The sequence below is a fragment of the Hymenobacter miniatus genome, from assembly GCF_016427455.1.
Classification (GTDB): Bacteria; Bacteroidota; Bacteroidia; order Cytophagales; family Hymenobacteraceae; genus Hymenobacter; species Hymenobacter armeniacus.
In genome coordinates this window covers 1-19,777 of the sequence record NZ_JAELXR010000001.1, presented here as the reverse complement: position 1 = coordinate 19,777, position 19,777 = coordinate 1, and the positions used below count along the sequence as shown (strand labels likewise).

The window sequence follows — 19,777 nt, the reverse complement described above, 5'->3', positions numbered from 1 at the left end:
GGTAAAGCTACCGAATGCGCATCAACGCGTGCCCGCGGCTGTGCGTTGTGCCCTACTTCCAGGCTTTCACAATGAGGCCAGTGCCCGAGTCGTGCACCGTGCGGGCATCGAGCCAGTTGAGCAACAGGCAAAAAGGGAACGTGATGAGATAGTAGAAGGGCAGCAGGATGAAAAACAGGCGCGACTTGCCGAGCATCAATATGGGGTATTTCATGCTCAGGCGCCAGGAAATCTGGCCGGGCTCCCCGTAGGCGTAGCGGGCTTCCACGCGCTCGAAACCGGCCGTGGTGAGCTTCTGCTGGATTTCGCGGATGTTGTAGCCGTCGCGCACGTGCTCCTCGATGAAACTGGTTTCGCCGTCGTCGTGCACGTCGGAGCCGCCTTGGTCGCTGGGTGTGGAAATCAGCAGCATGCCGCCGTCTTTCAGCGAAGCGTGGATGTTGCGAAACACCTCCACGTCCTCCAGAATGTGCTCCATCACGTCCACCGACAGGGCCAAATCAAACGAGTTGGGCTCTTGGTAGAGCACTAAATCCTGCACCGCAAATTGCACGTTGCGGCGCCCAATCTGGCGGAAAAAGGCGTTGGAATCGGCCACTTGCTCCTCCTTCACGTCCACGGCCAGAATGTGCCATTTGTCGCTCAGCCCGCTCATCCAGTACGTGTACTGGCCGTAGCCCGAACCAGCGTCGAGGATATTCAGCGGCTCCTGGGTGCGGCCTTTGGCCCAGCGGCGCAGCTCGCGGTGCACGTGCCAGGTGCGCAGCAGCAACAGGTCGAGCAGGTGGTAAAACAGCCGGCGCAGCCACGGCGTACGGTTGAACACCTGGCCGAGCGTCTTCTTAATCGGGTCGTAGTACAAGGGAGGGCAGGAGGGTATGAGGGTAGGAGGGTGAGAAGGGCTAGGGCAAGAGCAGAGTTCTATTAACTCTTACCCTCATACCCTAAAAAATTACTCACCTTTAAAGAGGCGCGGCCGGCTGGGTTTGTCGTCGGCGTCGCCTTCGTCGTCTTTCGGCGCGGGCGGAATGTCGAGGGTGCCGAGCACCTGGTCCATGTGGGCGGCGTAGGCGGCGCTGTCGTCGTGAAAGAAAATCAGCTCCGGCACCACGCGGGCCGTCTGGCGGATGCGCTTGGCCAGGGCGTGCCGGATTTCCTTGGCGTTGTCCTTGATGATGTCGAGGCGGTCGGCGGCGTTATTGCCCAGCAGCAGGCTCAGGTACACGCGGGCCTGGCCCAGGTCGGGCGTCACCTTCACGGCGCTGATGGCCGGTGCCAGGCCGCCCCCGAAGAGGTGCGGCAGGTCGCGCTGCAGCACGGCGGCCAATTCCTGCTGCAGCAGGCTGGCCATTTTTTGTTGTCGTTTGCTTTCCATACTAAAGGGCAAAGGTACAATTCCCTCGGCAAGGGAATACCGCCGGCAAAAAGGGAGTTCCCGCAGCCAATACCTTTGCTGCTTCCTTATTCCCTAAGAGGTGCTTCGCTTTTTCAAAAGCTCATTGCCGGCGCAGCTGCTGGCCCTGTTGGTGCTGGTGCTGGCCCTGCGCCTGCCGCTGCTGTGGGCAGGCCTGCCCGTGACGGCCGCCGAGCTGCGCGCCTTGCTGGTGGGCGAGCGGCTGCACGGCGGCGCCTTGCCCTACCGCGACCTCTACGACGGCACCGCCCCGCTGGCCGCGGCCTTTTTTGGCGCGCTCGATGCCGTGCTGGCGCGGCCGGTGTGGCTCTACCGCATCGTGGCGCTATTCCTGCTGTTTGTGCAGGCGCTGCGGCTCAACGTGGTGTTCAACCGCTACGACGTGCACCCCGAGCGCGGCTATGTGGCGGCCCTGACCTACCTGCTGGTGGGCAGCATCAGCACCGATTTGGACGCGCTGTCGCCGCTGCTGCTGGGCAACACGTTCATTGTCTTTTCGCTGAGCGCGCTGCTGCCTACCTCCCGCGAAGGCTACGACAACCGCCGCCTGTTCCGGGCCGGTTTCCTCATTGGCCTGGGGGCGCTGTGCTACTTGCCGCTGGCGCTGTTTCTCATCGTGGGCCTGTTTGCGGTGGTCATTTTTGCGGCCAATTCCTTCCGTAGCTCGCTGCTGCTGCTGTGCGGGTTTTTCTTCCCGTATGCGTTGGTGGCCACGTTTTTCTTCTACACCGGGGCGCTGCCGGGGTTCGTGCAGTTCCACCTGCAGCCCGGCTTAACGGACCTGATTGCCAGCGGCCTGCCGGCGGGCCTGCAATTGCGGCTGCTCATCGTGCCGGGCGTGGTGCTGGCGTTGGCGCTACTACGCTCGTTGGGAACCTCGCTGGGCTTGGTGTTCCAGGCCAAGTTTCGGCAGCTGATGCTGGTGTGGCTGGTGGTGGCCATTGCCACGGCAGCCGTGGAGCGCGGCGCAGCGCCGGGCGTGCTGGTGCTGCTGCTGGCGCCGCTGGCGTATTTCAGCCTGTTTTTGTGGCAGCGCTACCGGCAGCCGTTGCTGCTGGAGCTGCTGTTGCTGCTCATCATCAACGCGGCGGTGGTGCTGCGCTACCGGGCCCACGTGCCCCGCCTCGAAGGGCTGCTGCACATGCCCGCCGAAAGCCGTTTCGGCCTCGAGCCCGACCCGCGCTTCGCCGCCCTGCGCGGCCAAAGCTTGCTTATCCTTGGCCCCGACGACCGCGCCTACTTCCACAACCACCCCGCCACGCCTTACCTGGACTGGGCCCTCTCGCAGGCCGATTTCGGCCACCTCAACGAGTACGCCGCAGTGGTGCGCGTAGCCGAGAAAATGGGCAGCAACCCGCCCGCTTACCTGCTCGACCAGGGCAACCACGTGCCACGGCTGAAAAAGCTGCTCCCCAATATTTTCGGTCCTTACGAGCCGGCCGGCACGCCCGGCCTGTACCAGCGCAAGGCCCGCCCGTAAGCACCCTTATGCCCAGCACCAGTACGTGCTGCGGCGCTCGGTGGGCACACTCCGCAGGAATGCCGTCACGGGCTCCAGCTCAGTGAGCAACGACGTGAGCACGATGACGCGGCCATCGGCCAGGTGCAGGCGCAAGTAGTCGTAGCGCGCCCAAAAGGTGCGACGAGCCCGGCAAGTCACCCGCTCGACCTGCGCCAAATCGCGCCGCGCAAACGGCAGCCGCAGCCCGGCCTCATACAACTCAAACCGGTTATCGTTCGGCTGAAAAACCAGCGTGGTTTCGTGGTTGAGCATCCAGTAGCGCAGGTGCAGCAGCAGCGCCGGGCCACTCAGCAGCAGCGTAAACAGCAGAAAGCCGCCCGTCAACGCCCACTCAAACGTACTGGCTGGCGTTTCGCCCATGGCCACCGCGGGCAGCACGCTCAGGCCGGCCCCCAGGGCCAGCAGCGGCCAAAACAGCAGGCGCATCTGGCGGGCGGCCGTGGCCTGGTACACCTGCGTGCGTTTTGAGAATAGCCCGGTCACCCAACGCGCCGCGCCCAGCACCACCAGCAGCACCACCGCCACTTCCAGCAGCGGACGAATAAAAGATGATTTCATAAAAGCCGTGCGGCCACCCTAGGCGCTCACCTGCACCCAGGCCTCGCCCTCGGCGTGCTGGCGCAAGTGCCCGAAGCTTTCCAGCGCCAGCCCGTGCTTTTCAAACACCGTCTCCACGGCCGCGCGGCCCGCCGGCTCCACGCACACCAGCAGGCCGCCGGAAGTCTGCGGGTCGCAGAGCCAGGCGCGCTGCTCATCGGAGATGGTGCCGACTTTGTGGCCGTAGCTGGCCCAGTTGCGGTTGGTGCCGCCGGGCACGCTGCCCTGCTTGAGGTACGACTCGGCCGCCGCAATGCGGGGCACTTTGTTGAAGTCGATTTCGGCCGTCAGTCCGCTGCCTTCGCACACTTCGGCCAAGTGGCCCAGCAGGCCGAAGCCGGTGACGTCGGTCAGGGCCGTCACCGCCGGCAGCTTGCTCAACTCCGCGCCAATCTTATTCAGCTGCATCATCTGGGCCGGCGCCAGGGCGGCGTCCTCATCCCGCAATATGCCTTTTTTCTGCGCCGTGGTCAGGATGCCCACGCCCAGCGGCTTGGTCAGGAAAAGCTCCGAGCCGGCCGTGGCCGTGTCGTTCTGCTTCAGGTCCACGATGTCGACCATGCCCGTCACGGCCAGGCCGAAAATCGGCTCCGGCGAGTCGATGCTGTGGCCGCCGGCCAGCGGAATGCCCGCCTCGGCGCAGATGCTGCGGGCGCCTTCCAGCACGCGGCGGGCTACTTCGGGCGGCAGCTTATCCACGGGCCAGCCCAGCACGGCAATGGCCAGCAGCGGCCGCCCGCCCATGGCGTACACGTCCGAAATGGCATTGGCCGAGGCGATGCGCCCGAAATCATAGGCGTCGTCGACGATGGGCATAAAGAAGTCGGTGGTCGAAATCACGGCCTGGCCCCCGCCGATGTCGTACACGGCCGCGTCGTCGCGGCTGGCATTGCCCACCAGCAGCTTATCGTGGTGCGGCTGGGCAATGCTGGTGTGTAGCATCTGGTCGAGCACGGCCGGCGCGATTTTGCAGCCGCAGCCCGCGCCGTGGCTGTATTGGGTGAGTTTATATTCCATGAGGGTTCAACAGTCGGAGGGCCACAAAAGTAAGCGGGCGGCCCACCTTAGGCCGCCCGCCATTGCAAAGGCAAAACAGAACGTCATGCAGAGCGCAGCGAAGCATCTCGCGTGCTTCAATTAATTAGTATCACAAGCGAGATGCTTCGCTGCGCTCTGCATGACGGTGTTTCACAACGTTACTTAATAGCCACCGGCACTTCCACGTTTTCCCAGCGCAGCACCAGGCCCGGAGCTTTCACCTCATACACCAGTCGCTCGGTCACGCTGGCGCTTTTGCGGGGCGTTACCATCACGCGCAGGGCATCCTGCTTGTCGTCGTATTTGAAGGCGCCCCATTGGTTGGGCACTTTGTTAAAAATCACCGTCCACTTGTCTTTTTCGGCCGGAATCACGAAGAAGCCATACTTGCCGGCGGGCAGGGGCTTGCCTTCCACCGTCACATCTTTGCTGAACTCTACGGTGGTGGCCTCGTTGGCACCGGCGCGCCACACCTTGCCGTAGGGCTCCAGGCCGCCGAAAATCTTGCGGCCCTTCACGCCCGGGCTGCTGTAGTTCACGGTCACGTCCGTCGCGCCGATTTTGCCGGTGGCCGTGGCGGCCGGGCTTGGCTTCGCCGCTTGAGCGGGGGCAGCGGGCGTTGCGGGCGTGGTTTGGGCCGAGGCGGCGCTGGCGGCAAAGACCGTCACAACACCAAAAACAACGTGGCGAAGCAGTTGACTGGTTTGCATGAGTGTAAAGTAAAAAGGTGAGACTGTGCGCACAAATGTGCATGCTGCGGGCGAAACCTCCGCGTGCCGCAGCATGTTTGCAAAAGGCAACAGAACGCCGCCGTGGTTGCCCACGAATGCGCTCCCGGCACGTCGACACCACGAATCAGGCCCTGGCGCCTCCGCTTGGGCCCCGTCTTGCTTTCCGCCTCCCATTGTCGTACCTTTGCCCCCGAAGTTGGTATTCGCTTTCGCAAAGAGGGGACGCAGAGTCCCCTCTTTTTTTGCCCAGATTCCTCCCATGTCTTACGACCGTACCCTGCTGCTGGAAATGCTCCGCGACGCCATCGGCGACCTGGAGCTGTTCATCGTGGGCCTCACCGTGTCCGATTCGGTGATGCCCAAGATTACCGTCATCCTTGACGGTCCCACCGGTCTGGGCATCAACGAGTGCGCCATGATTAGCCGCCGCCTCAACCGCCGCATCGAAGAGCGCTACGGCGAGGACTCGGTGTACTCGCTTGAAGTCACCAGCCCCGGCGCCGACCAGCCCCTCACCGACCCGCGCCAGTACACGCGCCACATCGGCCGCTCGCTGGCCCTGAAGCTCGCCGACGGCACCGAGAAAACCGGCGTCCTCACCGCGGCCACCCCCGAGGGCGTGGAAATCGAAGAAGTCATCAAGCAAAAAACCAAGAAAACCACCCTGCCCGCCGCTTTTTATTCCTTCGGGGACATAAAGGAGGCCAAGGTTGTTATCTCATTCAAATAAATACAGTTCTGCCTCTATGAACAGCCACGAACTAATTGAGTCCTTCAGCGAATTTGCCCGGAGCAAAAACATCGACCGTCCCACGATGATGAGCATCCTGGACGACGTGTTTCGCACGATGATTCGCAAGAAGTACGACCAGGACGAAAATTTCGACGTTATCATCAACCCCGACAACGGCGACTTGGAAATTTGGCGCAACCGCGAAATTGTGGACGACAACTCCGAGGATATCTGGGACTTCGATAAAATTCCGTTGGCCGAGGCCCAGAAAATTGAGCCCGACTTCGAAATCGGCGAGTCCGTGGCCGAAGCCGTGAAGCTCGAGGACTTCGGCCGCCGCGCCGTGCTCATGGCCCGCCAAACGCTGATTCAGCGCGTAAAAGACCTGGAGCGCGACAACCTGTACCAGAAATACAAAGACCAGGTCGGCGAAATCGTGACCGGCGAAGTCTACCAGGTGTGGAGCCGCGAAGCCCTCATCATGGACAAAGACGACAACGAGCTGGTGATGCCCAAGGGCGAGCAAATCCCCAAGGACCGTTTCCGCAAGGGCGACACCGTGCGCGCCGTGGTGCACCGCGTGGAAGTCATCAACGGCACGCCAAAAATCATCCTTTCCCGTGCCGCGCCGGCTTTTTTGGAGCGTTTGTTTGAGCTGGAAGTGCCCGAGATTTACGACGGCCTCATCACCATCAAGAATGTGGTGCGTGAGCCCGGCGAGCGCGCCAAAGTGGCCGTAGAGAGCTACGACGAGCGAATTGACCCCGTGGGCGCTTGCGTGGGCATGAAGGGCAGCCGCATTCATCCGGTGGTGCGCGAGCTCGAAAACGAGAACATCGACATCATCAACTACACCGACAACCTCGAACTCTATATTGCGCGGGCACTATCGCCGGCCAAGGTGGGTTCTATGAAGATAAACCAGGAAAACGGCCGGGTTTCCGTGTTCATGAAGCCCGACCAGGTGAGCCTAGCCATCGGCCGCGGCGGCGCCAACATCAAGCTGGCCAGCCGCTTGGTGGGCATGGAAATCGACGTATTCCGCGAAGCCACCGACTACGAGGAAGACATCTCGCTGGACGAGTTCCAGGACGAAATCGAGCCCTGGGTACTGGCCGAGCTCAAGAAAATTGGCCTCGACACCGGCCGCGCCGTATTGGCGGTGAAGAAAGACGACATCGTGCGCCGCACGGAGCTCGAAGAAGAAATGGTGGACGATGTGTACCGCATTATCCGCCAGGAATTTGCCGACGACGAGGACCTGGACGACAGCACCCTAGAAGCCGCTAAAAACCGCGTAGCCGCCGCTAAAACCGACGATGGCGCCGCCGAAGAAGCCGCCGTAACGCACGCTTCGGCCACCGCCGTAGCCGCCGAACACGCCGTGCTGGACACGGAAAACGAGGCCACGACTGAGGAAGCGGGCGCCAGCTCTCCCGCCGAGCCAGCCCAATGACGGCCGCGCGGCCGGTACGGCAGAGGTAATAAATCGGGCCAGCAGGCGCGGTTTACGCCCTGCTGGCAAGATTTAATGTAATACCTTTGCACTTAGAAGCGTATCGTACGCGAGTAACAGATAGAATGGCGGAAGCAACCCCGAAACGGCTACAACAGGCGGCCAAAGACCTGAACATTGGAATGGACAGGGTGGTCGAGGCCCTGGCCAAAAAAGGCATACAAGTAGAAAACAAGCCGACCACGAAGCTCACAGCCGAGCAAGTGGCCTCGCTTGAAAAGGAATTTGCAGCCTCCGCTCACGACCGTCAGGAAGCCCAAAAGGTCATCCAGGCGAAGCGTCAGAGCGACCTTGAAGCGGCCCCCAAGCCCGCTCCGGCTCCCCCGCGTCCGGCTCCCGTGGCTGCTCCCGCGCCGACTCCCAAGCCGGCAGCGCCCGTGGCTCCGGTAGCGGCAGCCCCGGCGCCCGCGCCTGCGGCTCCGGCCGCTGCGGCCCCTGCTCCTACGCCCGCTCCCCAAGCGCCAGCCGCGCCTGGGCTTAAGGTGTTGGGCAAAATCGAACTGGACAGCAAAGGCCGCGTGGTGGCTCCCAAGCCCGCTGCTCCGGCTCCCGCCGCGGCTCCCGCGCCGACCCCGGCCGCCCCGAAAGTAGAAGCCCCCGCCCCGCCCAAGGCGGAGGCACCGGCTCCTGCTCCAGTTGCGCCCGCCGCGCCGCAGCCCGTGGCAAAAGCCGAGCCTACGCCGGCCCCGGCCGCTACGCCCCCGGCAGCACCCGCTCCTGCTCCTGTAGCCGCGGCGCCCGCTGCTCCGGCTCCGGCCGCTGTGGCTCCGGCTGCACCTGCTGAAGGCGCAGCCCCCGAAGATACCAGCACCATTGTGGCCAAGTCGGACACGCTGAAGGGCCTCACGGTGCTCGGCAAAATCGACCTGTCCTCTATCAACAACGACCGGCGTGGGCCGGGTGGCCGTGGCCCCCGTCCCATTGCCTCGTCGGATGTGAGCAAGCGCGGCTTGCCTGCTGGCCCCGGCCAGAAGAAGCGTACGCGCCTGCCCGGCCCTCCCGGCAGCACTACCTCGCCGCCCAGCCCCGGCTACCAGGGCAACCGCCCGGCGGGCGGCCCCGGCCAGGGTGGCGGCTACCAGGGCAACCGCCCCGGCGGTGGCCAGGGTGGCAACCGTCCCGGCGGCCCCGGCCAACGGCCCGGCCAGCCCGGCCCGAAGCCGAATGCTCCCGCACTTACTCCTGAGCAGGCTGAAAAGCAGATTCAGGAGCAGATTAAGGCCACGCTGGCCAAGCTCGGCGGCAACAAAGCCACCGGCCAGGCCAACCGCGCCAAGTATCGCCGCGACAAGCGCAGCATGCTGGCGGAAGACCGCGAGGCCCTGCGCGCGCAGAACGAGCTCGACGCCAAGACCCTCAAGCTCACCGAATTCATCTCGGCCAATGACCTGGCTTCGCTGATGGACGTGAACGTGAACGAGGTTATCAAGGTGTGCTTGGGCATGGGTATGTTCGTGTCCATCAACCAGCGCCTCGACGCCGAAGCCATTACCGTGATTGCCGATGAGTTCGGCTTTGACGTGGAATTCCTGTCGGCCGAAGAGGAGGAAATCGATGTGGATGCCGGTGATGCCGAAGAGGATTTGCGTCCTCGCGCCCCCATCGTGACCATCATGGGCCACGTCGACCACGGCAAAACCTCGCTGCTTGACTACATCCGCGACGCGAGTGTGGCCAAGGGCGAAGCCGGCGGCATCACGCAGCACATCGGTGCCTACGAGGTGCGCACCAAATCGGGTCAGCCCATTACCTTCCTTGATACGCCTGGTCACGAAGCCTTCACAGCCATGCGTGCCCGTGGTGCCAAGGTGACGGACATCGCCATCATCGTGGTAGCTGCCGACGACTCGGTGATGCCGCAAACGAAGGAAGCCATCAACCACGCGCAAGCGGCGGGCGTGCCGATTATCATCGCCCTCAACAAAATTGATAAGCCGGCGGCCAACCCCGAGAAAATCCGCGAAGAGCTTTCCCAGATTAACATTCTGGTGGAAGAATGGGGCGGCAAGTACCAAAGCCAGGAGGTTTCGGCCAAGTCGGGCATCGGTATTGACGACCTGCTGGAAAAGGTGCTGCTGGAGGCCGAGCTACTCGACCTGAAAGCCAACCCCGACCGCAACGCCATCGGTACCGTTATTGAAGCCTCGCTGGACAAAGGCCGTGGCTACGTAACCACTGTGCTGGTGCAAACCGGCACGCTGAACGTGGGCGACGTGATTCTGGCCGGCCCGCACTTCGGTCGCGTGAAGGCCATGACCGACCACCGCGGCAAGAAGATGAAGACTGCGCCTCCTGCTACCCCGGTGCAGGTGCTCGGCCTCACGGGTGCCCCGCAGGCCGGCGACCGCCTCCAGGTGATGGAGACGGAGCGCGAAGCCCGCGAAATCGCCACCCAACGCCTGCAATTGGCCCGCGAGCAAACCATCCGGACCAAGAAGCACATCACGCTCGACGAAATTGGTCGCCGCCTGGCTATTGGTTCGTTTAAGGAGCTCAACATCTTGGTGAAGGGCGACGTGGACGGCTCGGTGGAAGCCCTCTCCGACTCGTTGCTTAAACTGAGCACGCCGGAAGTGAAGGTGAACATCCTCTCGAAAGGGGTGGGTGCCATCTCGGAAAGCGACGTGCTGCTGGCATCGGCTTCCGACGCCATCATCATCGGCTTCCAGGTGCGGCCCTCGCAGAGTGCCCGCAAGCTGGCCGAGAACGAGCAGATTGACATCCGCCTGTACTCCATCATTTACAACGCCATCAACGAGGTGAAGGATGCCATGGAAGGCATGCTGGCCCCGACGGTGCAGGAAGTGGTGGTGGCCAACGCCGAAGTACGCCAAGTGTTCAACATCACCAAAGTGGGCACTATTGCCGGCTGTATGATGACGGAAGGCACCATGACCCGCAAAACCAAGGTGCGCGTGGTGCGCGACGGCATTGTGCTGCACACCGGCGACATTCAGGACCTCAAGCGTTTCAAAGACGACGTGAGCGAGGTGCGCCAAGGCTACGAGTGCGGTATTTCCATCAAAGGCTTCAACGAGCTGCAGGAAGGCGATAACATCGAAGGCTTCGAAGAAAAGGAAATCAAGCGGACGCTGTAAGGCCGAAGCTGGTTCAACCAAAAAGCCCCCGCTGCCGATGCAGCGGGGGCTTTTTCATTATTAAGTGAACGGGATTAAAACAGCAAGAAGCGCTTCCTGGCGTTCTTGTGCTTGTGCACCAGCGGCTTGCCGGCGGGGTTGGCGCCGCCGATGGGGTGGCTTTGGCCGCGCTTCTGCTCCATGGTGCCGGACTTCGATTTGAACTTCCTTACCATAAAGCCGCCACCGCTGCGGTCGAACTGCCGCTCGGGGCTGCCGTTGCGGCCACCAAAGCTGGTGTTGCCGGTGCGGGCCTCGAGGAGCTCGAGCTGCTGGTCGCGCTTCACTTCCTCGGGCGTCATGGCAGCGCGGCGCTGGTTGCGGGCCAGTTCCATGGCGTTGTTGCCGGACGTACTGCGGGCGTTGGCCTCGCTGCTGCCTTGGCCAGGGGTGGGGAAAGCAGGCCCGGTTTGGGCGTGGGCGGCCGAAGCAAGGCCGAAACTCAGGCCGCTCAGCAGAACGGCAGCGCAAAGAAATTTCATGTCTGGCAAAAAGGGTGGAAAGGGGAGGATGCAACCTAACGGATGTGCGAAGCGGGTGGTTCACCGGAGGTCCCAATTCGGGGCCGCCGGGCATTAGGTCGCCCCTAAGTTCGCAACTTATTTTGATTCGGCCAATTAGTGCGTTCATCTACAACCGACACTTGAGCCAAAAACCACAAAACCGCTGCCCACGCCTCGGCGGACAGCGGTTTTTGCTGGCTGAACGGAAACCGACTGGCTAGGCCCGGCCGGTGCGCAGCGCGTCGCGGATTTCCATGAGCAGCTGCTGGTCGGTGGTGGGCGGCGGCGGGGTAGCGGGCACGGCCACTACCTCCACCGGCTTCTTCCGGATGCTGTTGGCGCCTTTCACAATCAGGAAGACGATGAAGGCAATGATGAGAAAATCGATGATGGCGTTGATGAACAGGCCGTAGTTGAGCGTGCCCACGCCGGCCTTTTTAGCTTCTTCAATAGTGGCGTAGTGCTGGCCGTTCATGGCCACGAACAGGTTGGCAAAATCGACTTTGCCAAGGGCGAGGCCCACGATGGGCATGATGATGTCGTCGGTGAGCGAGGTGACGATTTTGCCAAAGGCCGCACCGATGATGACACCCACGGCAAGGTCGAGCACATTGCCTTTGGCAATAAATTCTTTGAATTCGGAGACGAAGCCCATAAGCAAACAGTATTGAAGGGTGAAAAAAGAATTTGCGCTAAAGCTACTTATTTAAAAACAAATGCAAAGCGTCTTATATAGTAGTAAAGGTGGGGGTTGTGGAGGCGTGCGGAGTGGTGCTTTCGGTGGAGCGGAGTGATATGGCGTCCAACTCAGGTGTGGGCCCGACCAAGCCCAGTAGCTTGGGGCGCTATCTTTGGCGGGGCTAAGTCATTTCCGCCTTCTTTTCGTTATGTCTGCTTCGTTCGAAAACCTGCTCTACGACCTGGACGCCGCCAGCGGCATCCTCACCCTCACCATCAACCGCCCCAGCAAGCTCAACGCCCTGAACGCGGCCACCATTGCCGACATCGACGCGGCCGTGCAGCAGGCGCTCAACGAGCCGGCCGTGCGCGGCATCATCGTCACGGGCAGCGGCGAAAAGGCCTTTGTGGCCGGGGCCGACATTGCCGAACTGGCCGCCCTCACGCCCGCGCAGGCCGCCCGCGCCGCCGAGCGCGGCCAGGAAGCCTTCTGCCGCATCGAGGAAAGCACCAAGCCCGTGGTGGCGGCCGTGAACGGCTTTGCGCTGGGCGGCGGCTGCGAACTGGCCATGGCCTGCCACATGCGCGTGGCTTCCGACAACGCCCGCTTCGGCCAGCCCGAGGTGAACTTGGGCCTGCTGCCCGGCTACGGCGGCACGCAGCGCCTGCCCCAACTCATCGGCAAGGGCAAGGCCATTGAATTACTGCTAACGGCCGACATGGTGAAGGCCGACGAGGCCCTGCGCCTGGGCCTGGTGAACCACGTGGTGCCGCAGGCCGAGCTGCTGCCCTTTTGCCAGCAGCTGCTGGGCAAGATTCTGGGCAAGGCGCCGCTGGCCGTGGGCATGGTGCTGGAATGCGTGAACGCGCATTACGCCAAGGGCACCGACGGCTATAAGGCCGAGGTGGAAGCCTTTGGTCGGGCCTTCGATAGTGAGGACTTCAAGGAGGGCACCACGGCATTCGTGGAAAAGCGTCCGGCGGTATTCACCGGTAAATAGAACTATAATCTGTCATCCTGAGCGCAGCGAAGGACCTTCTCACGCTTGCAACAGTTGCTGACGTGAGAAGGTCCTTCGCTGCGCTCAGGATGACAGCTGGATTTCACCAACGACGAATGAATGTAGCGAAAAGACTGGCCTCGCAGACGGCCGTGTATGGCGTGAGCAGCATCGTGGGCCGGGTGCTCTCGTATCTGCTCACGCCGGTGTACACGGCCGCGTTTGCGGCGGCCGAGTTTGGGGTGGTGACGGGGGTGTACGCCTACGTGTCGTTTCTGAACGTGCTGTTTACCTACGGCATGGAAACGACTTACTTCCGCTTTGCCAACCGGCCGGGCACCGACCGCCGCGACCTGTACGACCGGGTGCTGAGCCTGCTGCTGGTGAGCACCGTGGTGCTGACTACGGTGCTGATACTGCTGGCCAAGCCGCTGCTGGGCATGCTGGGCATTCCGCCGGGCCACGAGCAGTACGGCGTGTGGATGGCCCTGATTCTGGGCCTGGACGCGCTGGCTGCCATTCCCTTTGCCCGGCTGCGGCTGGAGAACAAGGCCCGCAAATTTGCCACCATCCGGCTGGTCAACATTGTGGTGAACGTGGGCCTGAACCTGTTTTTTCTGGTGTTTTGCCCGGCCGTGGCCAGCGGCAAGTGGCTGCCGGGCCTGCAGCCGCTGGTGGCGCGGGTGTTCGACCCCACCATTGGGGTGAGCTATGTGTTTCTGTCGAACCTGTTTGCCAGCGGGCTCACGCTGCTGCTGCTGTGGCGCGAGGTGCTGGATTTCCGCTTCCGCCTGAACCTGGCTTTTCTGCGGCCGCTGCTGGGCTACACGTATCCGCTGATGCTGATGGGCCTGGCCGGCATGGTGAACGAGACTTTGGACCGCATCATGCTGCCCATGTGGCTGCCCAAGAACTTCTACCCCGGCCAAAGCAGCCTGACGGCGGTGGGCATCTACGGGGCCTGCTACAAGCTGAGCATCTTCATGCAGCTCGTGAACCAGGCGTTTCGCTACGCCGCCGACCCCTTCTTTTTCTCGCAGGCTACGGAGAAGAACTCGCCCGCCACGTTTGCCCTGGTGATGAAGTGGTTTACGCTGTGCTGCGCCGTGATATTCGTGGGCGTCAGCCTGAACGTGGAGGATTTCGGGCGGCTTTTCCTTAAGCGGCCGGAGTACCTGCAGGGGCTGGTGGTGGTGCCCATTCTGCTGCTGGCCAACCTGTTCCTGGGCGTGTACTACAACCTGTCGGTGTGGTTTAAGCTGACCGACAAGACGTATTTCGGCACCTACATCGGCGCGGGCGGGGCCGTGCTCACCATTGCGCTTAACTTTCTGCTGATTCCGCTGCTGGGCTACCTGGGCTCGGCCCTGGCCACGCTGGCCTGCTATTTTATGATGGCGGTGCTGTGCTGGCGGCTGGGCGAGCGGCATTTCCCGGTGCCCTACCCCGCGCTGCGGCTGGGGCTGTGGCTGCTGTTTGCCTCGGCGCTGGTGGCGCTGGGCTGGTGGGTGCAGCCGGCCGATTGGTGGGTGCGCCACGCCTGGCACGCGGGGCTCACGGTATTGTTCTTGGTGGCGCTGTGGGTGGTGGAACGGCCGCAGGCGGCGTTTGCCACCAAAGCGACTTAGACGGTCAATATAGCCTTGCGGCTATCTTTGCAGCGCCGCCTGCTTCTTCTCAACGGTTATTTCTTCATGCGTATCCCCGTCATCAACCACTCCGGCCATCCGCTGCCCGAATACCAGACCCCCCACGCCGCCGGCCTCGATTTGCGGGCCCACCTGCCCGAAGGCCCCGTCACGCTGGGCCCGTTGGAGCGGCAGCTGATTCCGACGGGCCTGAGCCTGGAAATACCGGTGGGCTACGAGGCCCAGGTGCGGCCCCGCAGCGGGCTGGCCGTGAAGCACGGCATCGGCATCGTGAACAGCCCGGGCACGATTGACGCCGACTACCGGGGCGAAATCCGGGTGCTGCTGGTGAATTTGTCTAACGAGCCGTTTGTGGTGAACGACGGCGAACGCATTGCCCAGCTGGTGGTTGCCAAGCACGAAACCATCAGCTGGCAGCCCGTGCAGGAGCTGAGCGCAACCCAACGCGGCGCGGGCGGGTATGGGAGTACGGGCGTTGGGTAGCATCTTCGCAGCGGCTCCCGCAACTTCTCTTTTTCATTCCCCACAATCAACCTTTACCCTGTGAAAATCATCGTCCCGATGGCCGGCATGGGCAAGCGCATGCGCCCCCACACCCTCACCGTTCCCAAACCCCTGATTCCGATTGCGGGCAAGCCCATTGTGCAGCGCCTCGTGGAGGACATTGCCAAAGTGTGCGGCGAGCCGGTGGACGAAGTCGCCTTCATCATCGGCCGCTTCGGCGCCGAGGTGGAGAAAAACCTCGTGAAAATTGCCGAGTCGGTGGGCGCCAAGGGCACCATCGTGTACCAGGACGAGCCGCTGGGCACGGCCCACGCCATTCTCTGCGCCAAAGAGGCCCTGACCGGCCCCGTGGTAGTGGCTTTTGCCGACACCCTGTTTAAGGCCGACTTCACGCTTGATTCCAGCGTGCCCGGCACCATCTGGGTGCAGAAAGTGGACGACCCGCGCCCCTTCGGCGTGGTGAAGCTGAACGAGCAGGGCCAGATTACGGAGTTTGTGGAGAAGCCGCAGGAGTTCGTGTCGGATTTGGCCATCATCGGCATTTACTATTTCCAGGACGGCGAGTACCTGCGCGATGAGCTGCAGTACCTGCTCGACAACGACATCAAGGACAAGGGCGAGTACCAGCTCACCAACGCCCTCGAAAACATGAAAAACAAGGGCACCGTCTTCGTGCCCGGCCGCGTGACCGAGTGGCTCGACTGCGGCAACAAGGACGCCACGGTATACACGAACCAGCGTTACCTGGAATACCTCAAGGAGCGCGGCGAGTCGCTGGTGGCGCAGTCGGCCAAAATCACCAATTCGGTGCTGATTGAGCCGGTGTACATCGGCGAAAACGCCATCGTGACCGACTCGGTGGTGGGCCCGCACGTGAGCCTGGGCGACCACGCCAACGTGCGCGACTCGCGCCTGTCAAACTCCATTGTGCAGCAGTCGGCTTCGGTGCTGAACGCGGTTATCACTAATTCGATGATTGGCAACCACGCCGGCGTGACCGGCACGCCCGACGACTTGAGCCTGGGCGATTATAACCAGCTGCGCGTGTGACATTTTAACTCGGATTTGCGTTAGTAGCGACGCGGCCTTCTGCGGAGGGCCGCGTCGTTCGTTCGTAATCCCCGTAAATTCGTGAGCCGGGCCCGAGGTCCGGTTTTGTTGTATATGCGTCAAGTTGCTCTAAGTCTGTTGCTTTGGTTGGGGATGGTGGCCGTTGGCTCCGCCCAGCCCACGGAGGGCGCCCCCAAGCCGCCGGCCAAACTGAGCCGTAAGGAGCAGCGCGCCCTTGAAAAAGAGCAGCGCGAAATCGACAAGAAGCTGGCCGAAGCCAAAACCAAGCGCGCCGCCGCGCCGCCGCTGTCGGAGCGCGAGCGCGAGATGAGCGAGGCGCTGTTTGTGGACGGGGTGAAGTACGTGATGCTGGAGGACTACACCAAAGGCCTCGAACAGCTGCTGAAAGCCTACACCCTGAGCCCCGACAACGCCGCCCTCAACTACAAAATAGCGGAGGCCAACCTGCTGAGCGGCAACCTGCGCGACGCCAACAACTACGCCGAAGCGTCCATTCGCCTCGACCCGAAAAACGCCTATTACTACTTGCTGCTGGCCCAAATTCAGGCCAGCCAGAAGCAGTACGACAACGCGACCAAAACCTACGCGGCGCTCATCAAGCAGGTGCCGAACTCGGGCAACTACCTCTTCAATCTGGCCGACCTGTACCTCGCCCAAAACAAGCTGCCCGAGGCGCTGACGACCTTGGACCAGGCCGAGAAGGAGTTTGGGCAGGTAGACGAGATTTCGTTCAAGAAGCAGCAGATTTACCTCAAGCAGAACAAGCTGGACCTAGCCCTGGCCGAAGGCGAAAAGCTCATCAAGGCCAACCCCACCGAAAGCCGCTACGTGCTGGCCCAGGCCGAGATGTACGCCAGCAACAACCGCCTGCCCGACGCCCTGCGCGTGGCCCAGCAGGCCCTGCGCCTCGACCCCGACAACCCGCAGGCCCACATGGTTCTGGCCGAGGTGTACCGCCAGCAAAAACAGCCCGAAGAGTCGGCCCAGCAGCTGAAGCTGGCTTTTGCCAGCCCGGCCCTGGACATCGACGACCGGGTGCGGGTGCTGGTGGGCTACATCAAGCAGTTGCCCAGCCCCACCGAATCGGTGAACCAGCTGGCGCGCGACCTGGCCACGGCCACTATTAAAGCTTACCCGAAGGACGCGAAATCGTACGCCGTGGCCGGCGACATCCAGACCCTGACCGACCACAAAAAGGACGCCCGCGACACCTACCTGAAGGCGCTGCGCTACGACAACTCCAAGTTTCAAATCTGGCAGCAGGTGGTGCTCATCGATGCCGAGCTGAACCAGACCGATTCGCTGCTGGCGCACACCGACCGGGCATTGGAGCTGTTTCCGAACCAGTCGTCGCTGTGGTTCTACAACGGCGTGGCGCATTTGCTGAAAAAGCAGCCGCAAAAGGGCGTGAAAGCCTTGGAGCACGGCCGCAAACTGGTGGTGAACAACCCCGAACTGCTGGGGCAGTTTGATGCCCAACTGGGCGACGCCTATCACGAGATGCACCTCTACGAAAAGTCGGACGAGGCCTACGAGGCCGCCCTGGCCAGCGACCCCAACAACGTACAGGTGCTCAACAATTACAGCTATTTCCTGTCGCTCAGGGGCGAAAAGCTGGACAAGGCCAAGCAGATGTCGGGCAAAGTGGTGAAGCAGTTTCCCGACAACGACACCTACCTCGACACCTACGCCTGGGTGCTCTACAAGATGAAGGACTACGCCGGCGCGAAAGCGGCGCTGGAAAAAGCCATGCAAACCACCAAAGACGCTTCCGTGATTGAACACTACGGCGACGTCCTGTTCCAACTCGGCGACAAAGACAAAGCCGTGGCCGAATGGCAGCGCGCCCGCAAAGCCGGTGTGGCTTCCAACCTGCTGGAACGCAAATTGAAAGACCGAAAACTGTATGAATAAAATTTCTTTGCTGTTGGCGCTGGGCTTGTTGGCGGGCGGCTGCGCCCGCAAGGCCGTGCCCACGGCCTCCACCACGGGCCCCGGCACGTCGGTATCGGCCGCCGAGCCATCGGTGCGCGCCACCAACACCACGTTTGTGTTTCTGAACGCCAAGGGCAAGGCCCAAATCAACTTGAAGGGCGAGAAACAGGGCGCCAACATTGCCCTGCGCATGCGCCGCGACAGCATCATCTGGGTATCGGCTTCGCTGGTCGGCATTGAGGGCGTGCGGGCGGTGCTCACGCGCGACTCGGTGCATGTGCTGAACCGCTTGGAAAAAACGTACTTCTCGGGCGGCTACGACTACCTCAGCAAGCTGCTGAACGTGCCCATCAGCTTTGCTCAGATGCAGGCCCTGCTGCTGGGCGACTACCTGCCCGCGCCGGCCGGCACCACGCCCACCATTGCCGTCGAAGAAGCCGGCCGCCAGCGCGTGAGCTACCCCTTGGCCGGCGTGCTCATCGAGCGGCTGCTGCAGGCCGAAACCGGCCGCGTGCAGCAGTTGAAAGTGAAGGACGACGCCACCCAGCGCAACCTGACCGTGGACTACACCGACTTTAAACCGCTGGAAGACCAGGGCAACCTGCCCTTTGCGCACGCCACGTTCATTCAGGCCCAGCAACCTTCGGCGGGAGCGGTGACGGCGGCCATCAACTACAGCAAGGTGAACGTGGGGCGCGAACGGCTGGCCTTTCCGTTCGCCGTGCCCAAAGGCTACAAGCGGCAGAAGTAGGCAGTGGCTTTGGACTGGAATCTGGTGAATAACGTCTTGTTACATCCCCTTAAGCGAATTGCTTGCGCCGGCGCCCGTCTTGGGGGCGGGCGGTGGCTGTGGCTGTGCCTGCTGAGCTTGTGGCTGGCGGCGCCCGCCGCGGCCCAACAGCGCAAAAAGAAGCAGGCGCCCAAAACCACCAGAACGGCAAAATCCTCCCGGGCGGCCACCGCGCGCCCGGCGCCACGCAAAGCTGCGGCCGCCCGCCCGGCCCGCCTCAAGACCAAGGCCCAGCTGGAGCGCGAGCGCCAGGCCAATCTGCGCCAGATTCAGGCCACCAGCCAGGCCCTGAACCAAACCCAGGAAAAGAAGAAAGTAAGCCTCGGCCAACTCAACGTCATCAAGGAGAAGCTGACGGTGAAGAAGCAGGTTATCCAGGGCATTTCGACCCAGCTGCACGGCATCGAAACCAACGTGCACCAAACGGCTACGGAGGTGCTCAAAACCCAGCAAACCCTGCGTGAGCTCAAGGCCGAATACGCTCGCCTGCTCTATACGGCCTCGAAAACGGCCAACGGCTTCAACCGGCTTATGTTTTTGTTTGCGTCGGAGTCGTTCAACCAGTTCACGTTGCGGCTGCGCTACATCCGCCAATACACCGAGGAGCGCCAGCGCCAGGCGGCCCGCATCATGGGCACGCAGTACCGGTTGCACCAGCAGCTCTCGGGCCTCACGCAGCAGCAGAAACGCAAGAGCAGCCTGCTGAACAGCCAGCTGAACGAAAACCGCAACCTGCTCAGCCTGAAGTCGAAGGAAGACGAGATGGTGCAGCAGCTCAGCCAGCAGGAGCAGGGCCTGCGCCAGGAGCTGGAAGAGCGCCGCCAGGCCGTGAACCGCCTCGACAACCTCATTGCCGAGCGGGTGCGTGAGGAAATAGCCCGCGCCGCCCGCGCCGCCCGCTTAGCCGCCCGCCGCGAAGCCGCGCTGGCCGCCGCCCGCGAGGCGCGCCGGGCCGCGG

At 62.5% G+C, this 19,777-nt stretch carries 17 protein-coding genes and 1 pseudogene; 11 read left to right on the top strand and 7 right to left on the bottom strand.

The window, feature by feature from the left end; all coding sequences use genetic code 11:
* Nucleotides 1–52: 52 nt before the first annotated feature.
* Nucleotides 53–862 carry a class I SAM-dependent methyltransferase gene (locus tag JAO73_RS00090; RefSeq protein ID WP_190926019.1) on the bottom strand — a complete coding sequence of 270 codons (810 nt, stop codon included), beginning with the start codon at nt 860–862 and terminating at the stop codon, nt 53–55.
* A 90-nt stretch (nt 863–952) separates the two neighbouring features.
* The gene (locus JAO73_RS00085; RefSeq protein WP_198975170.1) at nt 953–1,375 is read right to left on the bottom strand and encodes a ribosome-binding factor A; all 423 of its coding nucleotides are present in this window, start codon (nt 1,373–1,375) and stop codon (nt 953–955) included.
* A gap of 100 nt (nt 1,376–1,475) precedes the next feature.
* Between JAO73_RS00085 and JAO73_RS00080 the strand changes: the two genes are divergently transcribed.
* Nucleotides 1,476–2,894, top strand: a complete 1,419-nt coding sequence (locus JAO73_RS00080) for a hypothetical protein (RefSeq protein ID WP_198975169.1) — start codon at nt 1,476–1,478, stop codon at nt 2,892–2,894.
* A 6-nt stretch (nt 2,895–2,900) separates the two neighbouring features.
* Here the strand turns inward: JAO73_RS00080 and JAO73_RS00075 are convergent, their stop codons facing one another.
* The 3 genes from JAO73_RS00075 to JAO73_RS00065 form a co-directional block, all read right to left on the bottom strand.
* Nucleotides 2,901–3,494 (bottom strand): PH domain-containing protein, encoded by a 594-nt coding sequence (locus tag JAO73_RS00075; protein ID WP_198975168.1) that lies wholly within the window; start codon nt 3,492–3,494, stop codon nt 2,901–2,903.
* An 18-nt stretch (nt 3,495–3,512) separates the two neighbouring features.
* Nucleotides 3,513–4,550 carry a selenide, water dikinase SelD gene (gene selD / locus JAO73_RS00070; protein ID WP_198975167.1) on the bottom strand — a complete coding sequence of 346 codons (1,038 nt, stop codon included), beginning with the start codon at nt 4,548–4,550 and terminating at the stop codon, nt 3,513–3,515.
* 179 nt (nt 4,551–4,729) lie between these two features.
* A complete protein-coding gene (locus JAO73_RS00065) occupies nt 4,730–5,239 on the bottom strand; it encodes a DUF2911 domain-containing protein (RefSeq protein WP_317191176.1) in 510 nt (169 codons plus the stop codon).
* A gap of 322 nt (nt 5,240–5,561) precedes the next feature.
* Between JAO73_RS00065 and rimP the strand changes: the two genes are divergently transcribed.
* From rimP to infB, 3 genes and pseudogenes are all read left to right on the top strand, one after another.
* Complete coding sequence (gene rimP, locus JAO73_RS00060) at nt 5,562–6,032, top strand: ribosome maturation factor RimP (RefSeq protein ID WP_223827706.1); 471 nt, start codon at nt 5,562–5,564, stop codon at nt 6,030–6,032.
* Between the two features lie 16 nt (nt 6,033–6,048).
* Nucleotides 6,049–7,281 (top strand): annotated as a pseudogene (nusA, locus tag JAO73_RS00055) (transcription termination factor NusA); the annotation flags it as partial.
* Between the two features lie 335 nt (nt 7,282–7,616).
* Nucleotides 7,617–10,649, top strand: coding sequence for a translation initiation factor IF-2 (infB, locus tag JAO73_RS00050; RefSeq protein WP_198975165.1), 3,033 nt, complete (start codon nt 7,617–7,619; stop codon nt 10,647–10,649).
* A gap of 74 nt (nt 10,650–10,723) precedes the next feature.
* On the opposite strand, the gene JAO73_RS00045 is transcribed toward infB, so the two are convergent.
* Nucleotides 10,724–11,170, bottom strand: a complete 447-nt coding sequence (locus tag JAO73_RS00045; protein ID WP_198975164.1) for a hypothetical protein — start codon at nt 11,168–11,170, stop codon at nt 10,724–10,726.
* A gap of 238 nt (nt 11,171–11,408) precedes the next feature.
* Nucleotides 11,409–11,846 (bottom strand): large conductance mechanosensitive channel protein MscL, encoded by a 438-nt coding sequence (gene mscL / locus JAO73_RS00040; RefSeq protein ID WP_198975163.1) that lies wholly within the window; start codon nt 11,844–11,846, stop codon nt 11,409–11,411.
* A 232-nt stretch (nt 11,847–12,078) separates the two neighbouring features.
* Here mscL and JAO73_RS00035 point away from each other — a divergent pair, with 232 nt between their 5' ends.
* The 7 genes from JAO73_RS00035 to JAO73_RS00005 form a co-directional block, all read left to right on the top strand.
* Nucleotides 12,079–12,870, top strand: coding sequence for an enoyl-CoA hydratase/isomerase family protein (locus JAO73_RS00035; protein ID WP_198975162.1), 792 nt, complete (start codon nt 12,079–12,081; stop codon nt 12,868–12,870).
* 116 nt (nt 12,871–12,986) lie between these two features.
* A complete protein-coding gene (locus tag JAO73_RS00030; RefSeq protein WP_198975161.1) occupies nt 12,987–14,498 on the top strand; it encodes an oligosaccharide flippase family protein in 1,512 nt (503 codons plus the stop codon).
* Nucleotides 14,499–14,564: 66 nt separating this feature from the next.
* A complete protein-coding gene (gene dut / locus JAO73_RS00025) occupies nt 14,565–15,002 on the top strand; it encodes a dUTP diphosphatase (RefSeq protein ID WP_190925998.1) in 438 nt (145 codons plus the stop codon).
* Nucleotides 15,003–15,062: 60 nt separating this feature from the next.
* Nucleotides 15,063–16,073: a sugar phosphate nucleotidyltransferase gene (locus JAO73_RS00020; RefSeq protein ID WP_198975160.1), complete on the top strand. Its 1,011-nt coding sequence runs from the start codon at nt 15,063–15,065 to the stop codon at nt 16,071–16,073.
* A gap of 114 nt (nt 16,074–16,187) precedes the next feature.
* Nucleotides 16,188–18,008 carry a tetratricopeptide repeat protein gene (locus JAO73_RS00015; protein ID WP_198975159.1) on the top strand — a complete coding sequence of 607 codons (1,821 nt, stop codon included), beginning with the start codon at nt 16,188–16,190 and terminating at the stop codon, nt 18,006–18,008.
* Nucleotides 18,001–18,780, top strand: coding sequence for a lipoprotein insertase outer membrane protein LolB1 (gene lolB1 / locus JAO73_RS00010; protein ID WP_198975158.1), 780 nt, complete (start codon nt 18,001–18,003; stop codon nt 18,778–18,780). Before JAO73_RS00015 ends, lolB1 begins: the two co-directional genes overlap by 8 nt.
* A 36-nt stretch (nt 18,781–18,816) precedes the next feature.
* On the top strand, nt 18,817–19,777 hold a 961-nt coding region (locus tag JAO73_RS00005; RefSeq protein ID WP_410504744.1), incomplete at its 3' end, for a murein hydrolase activator EnvC family protein.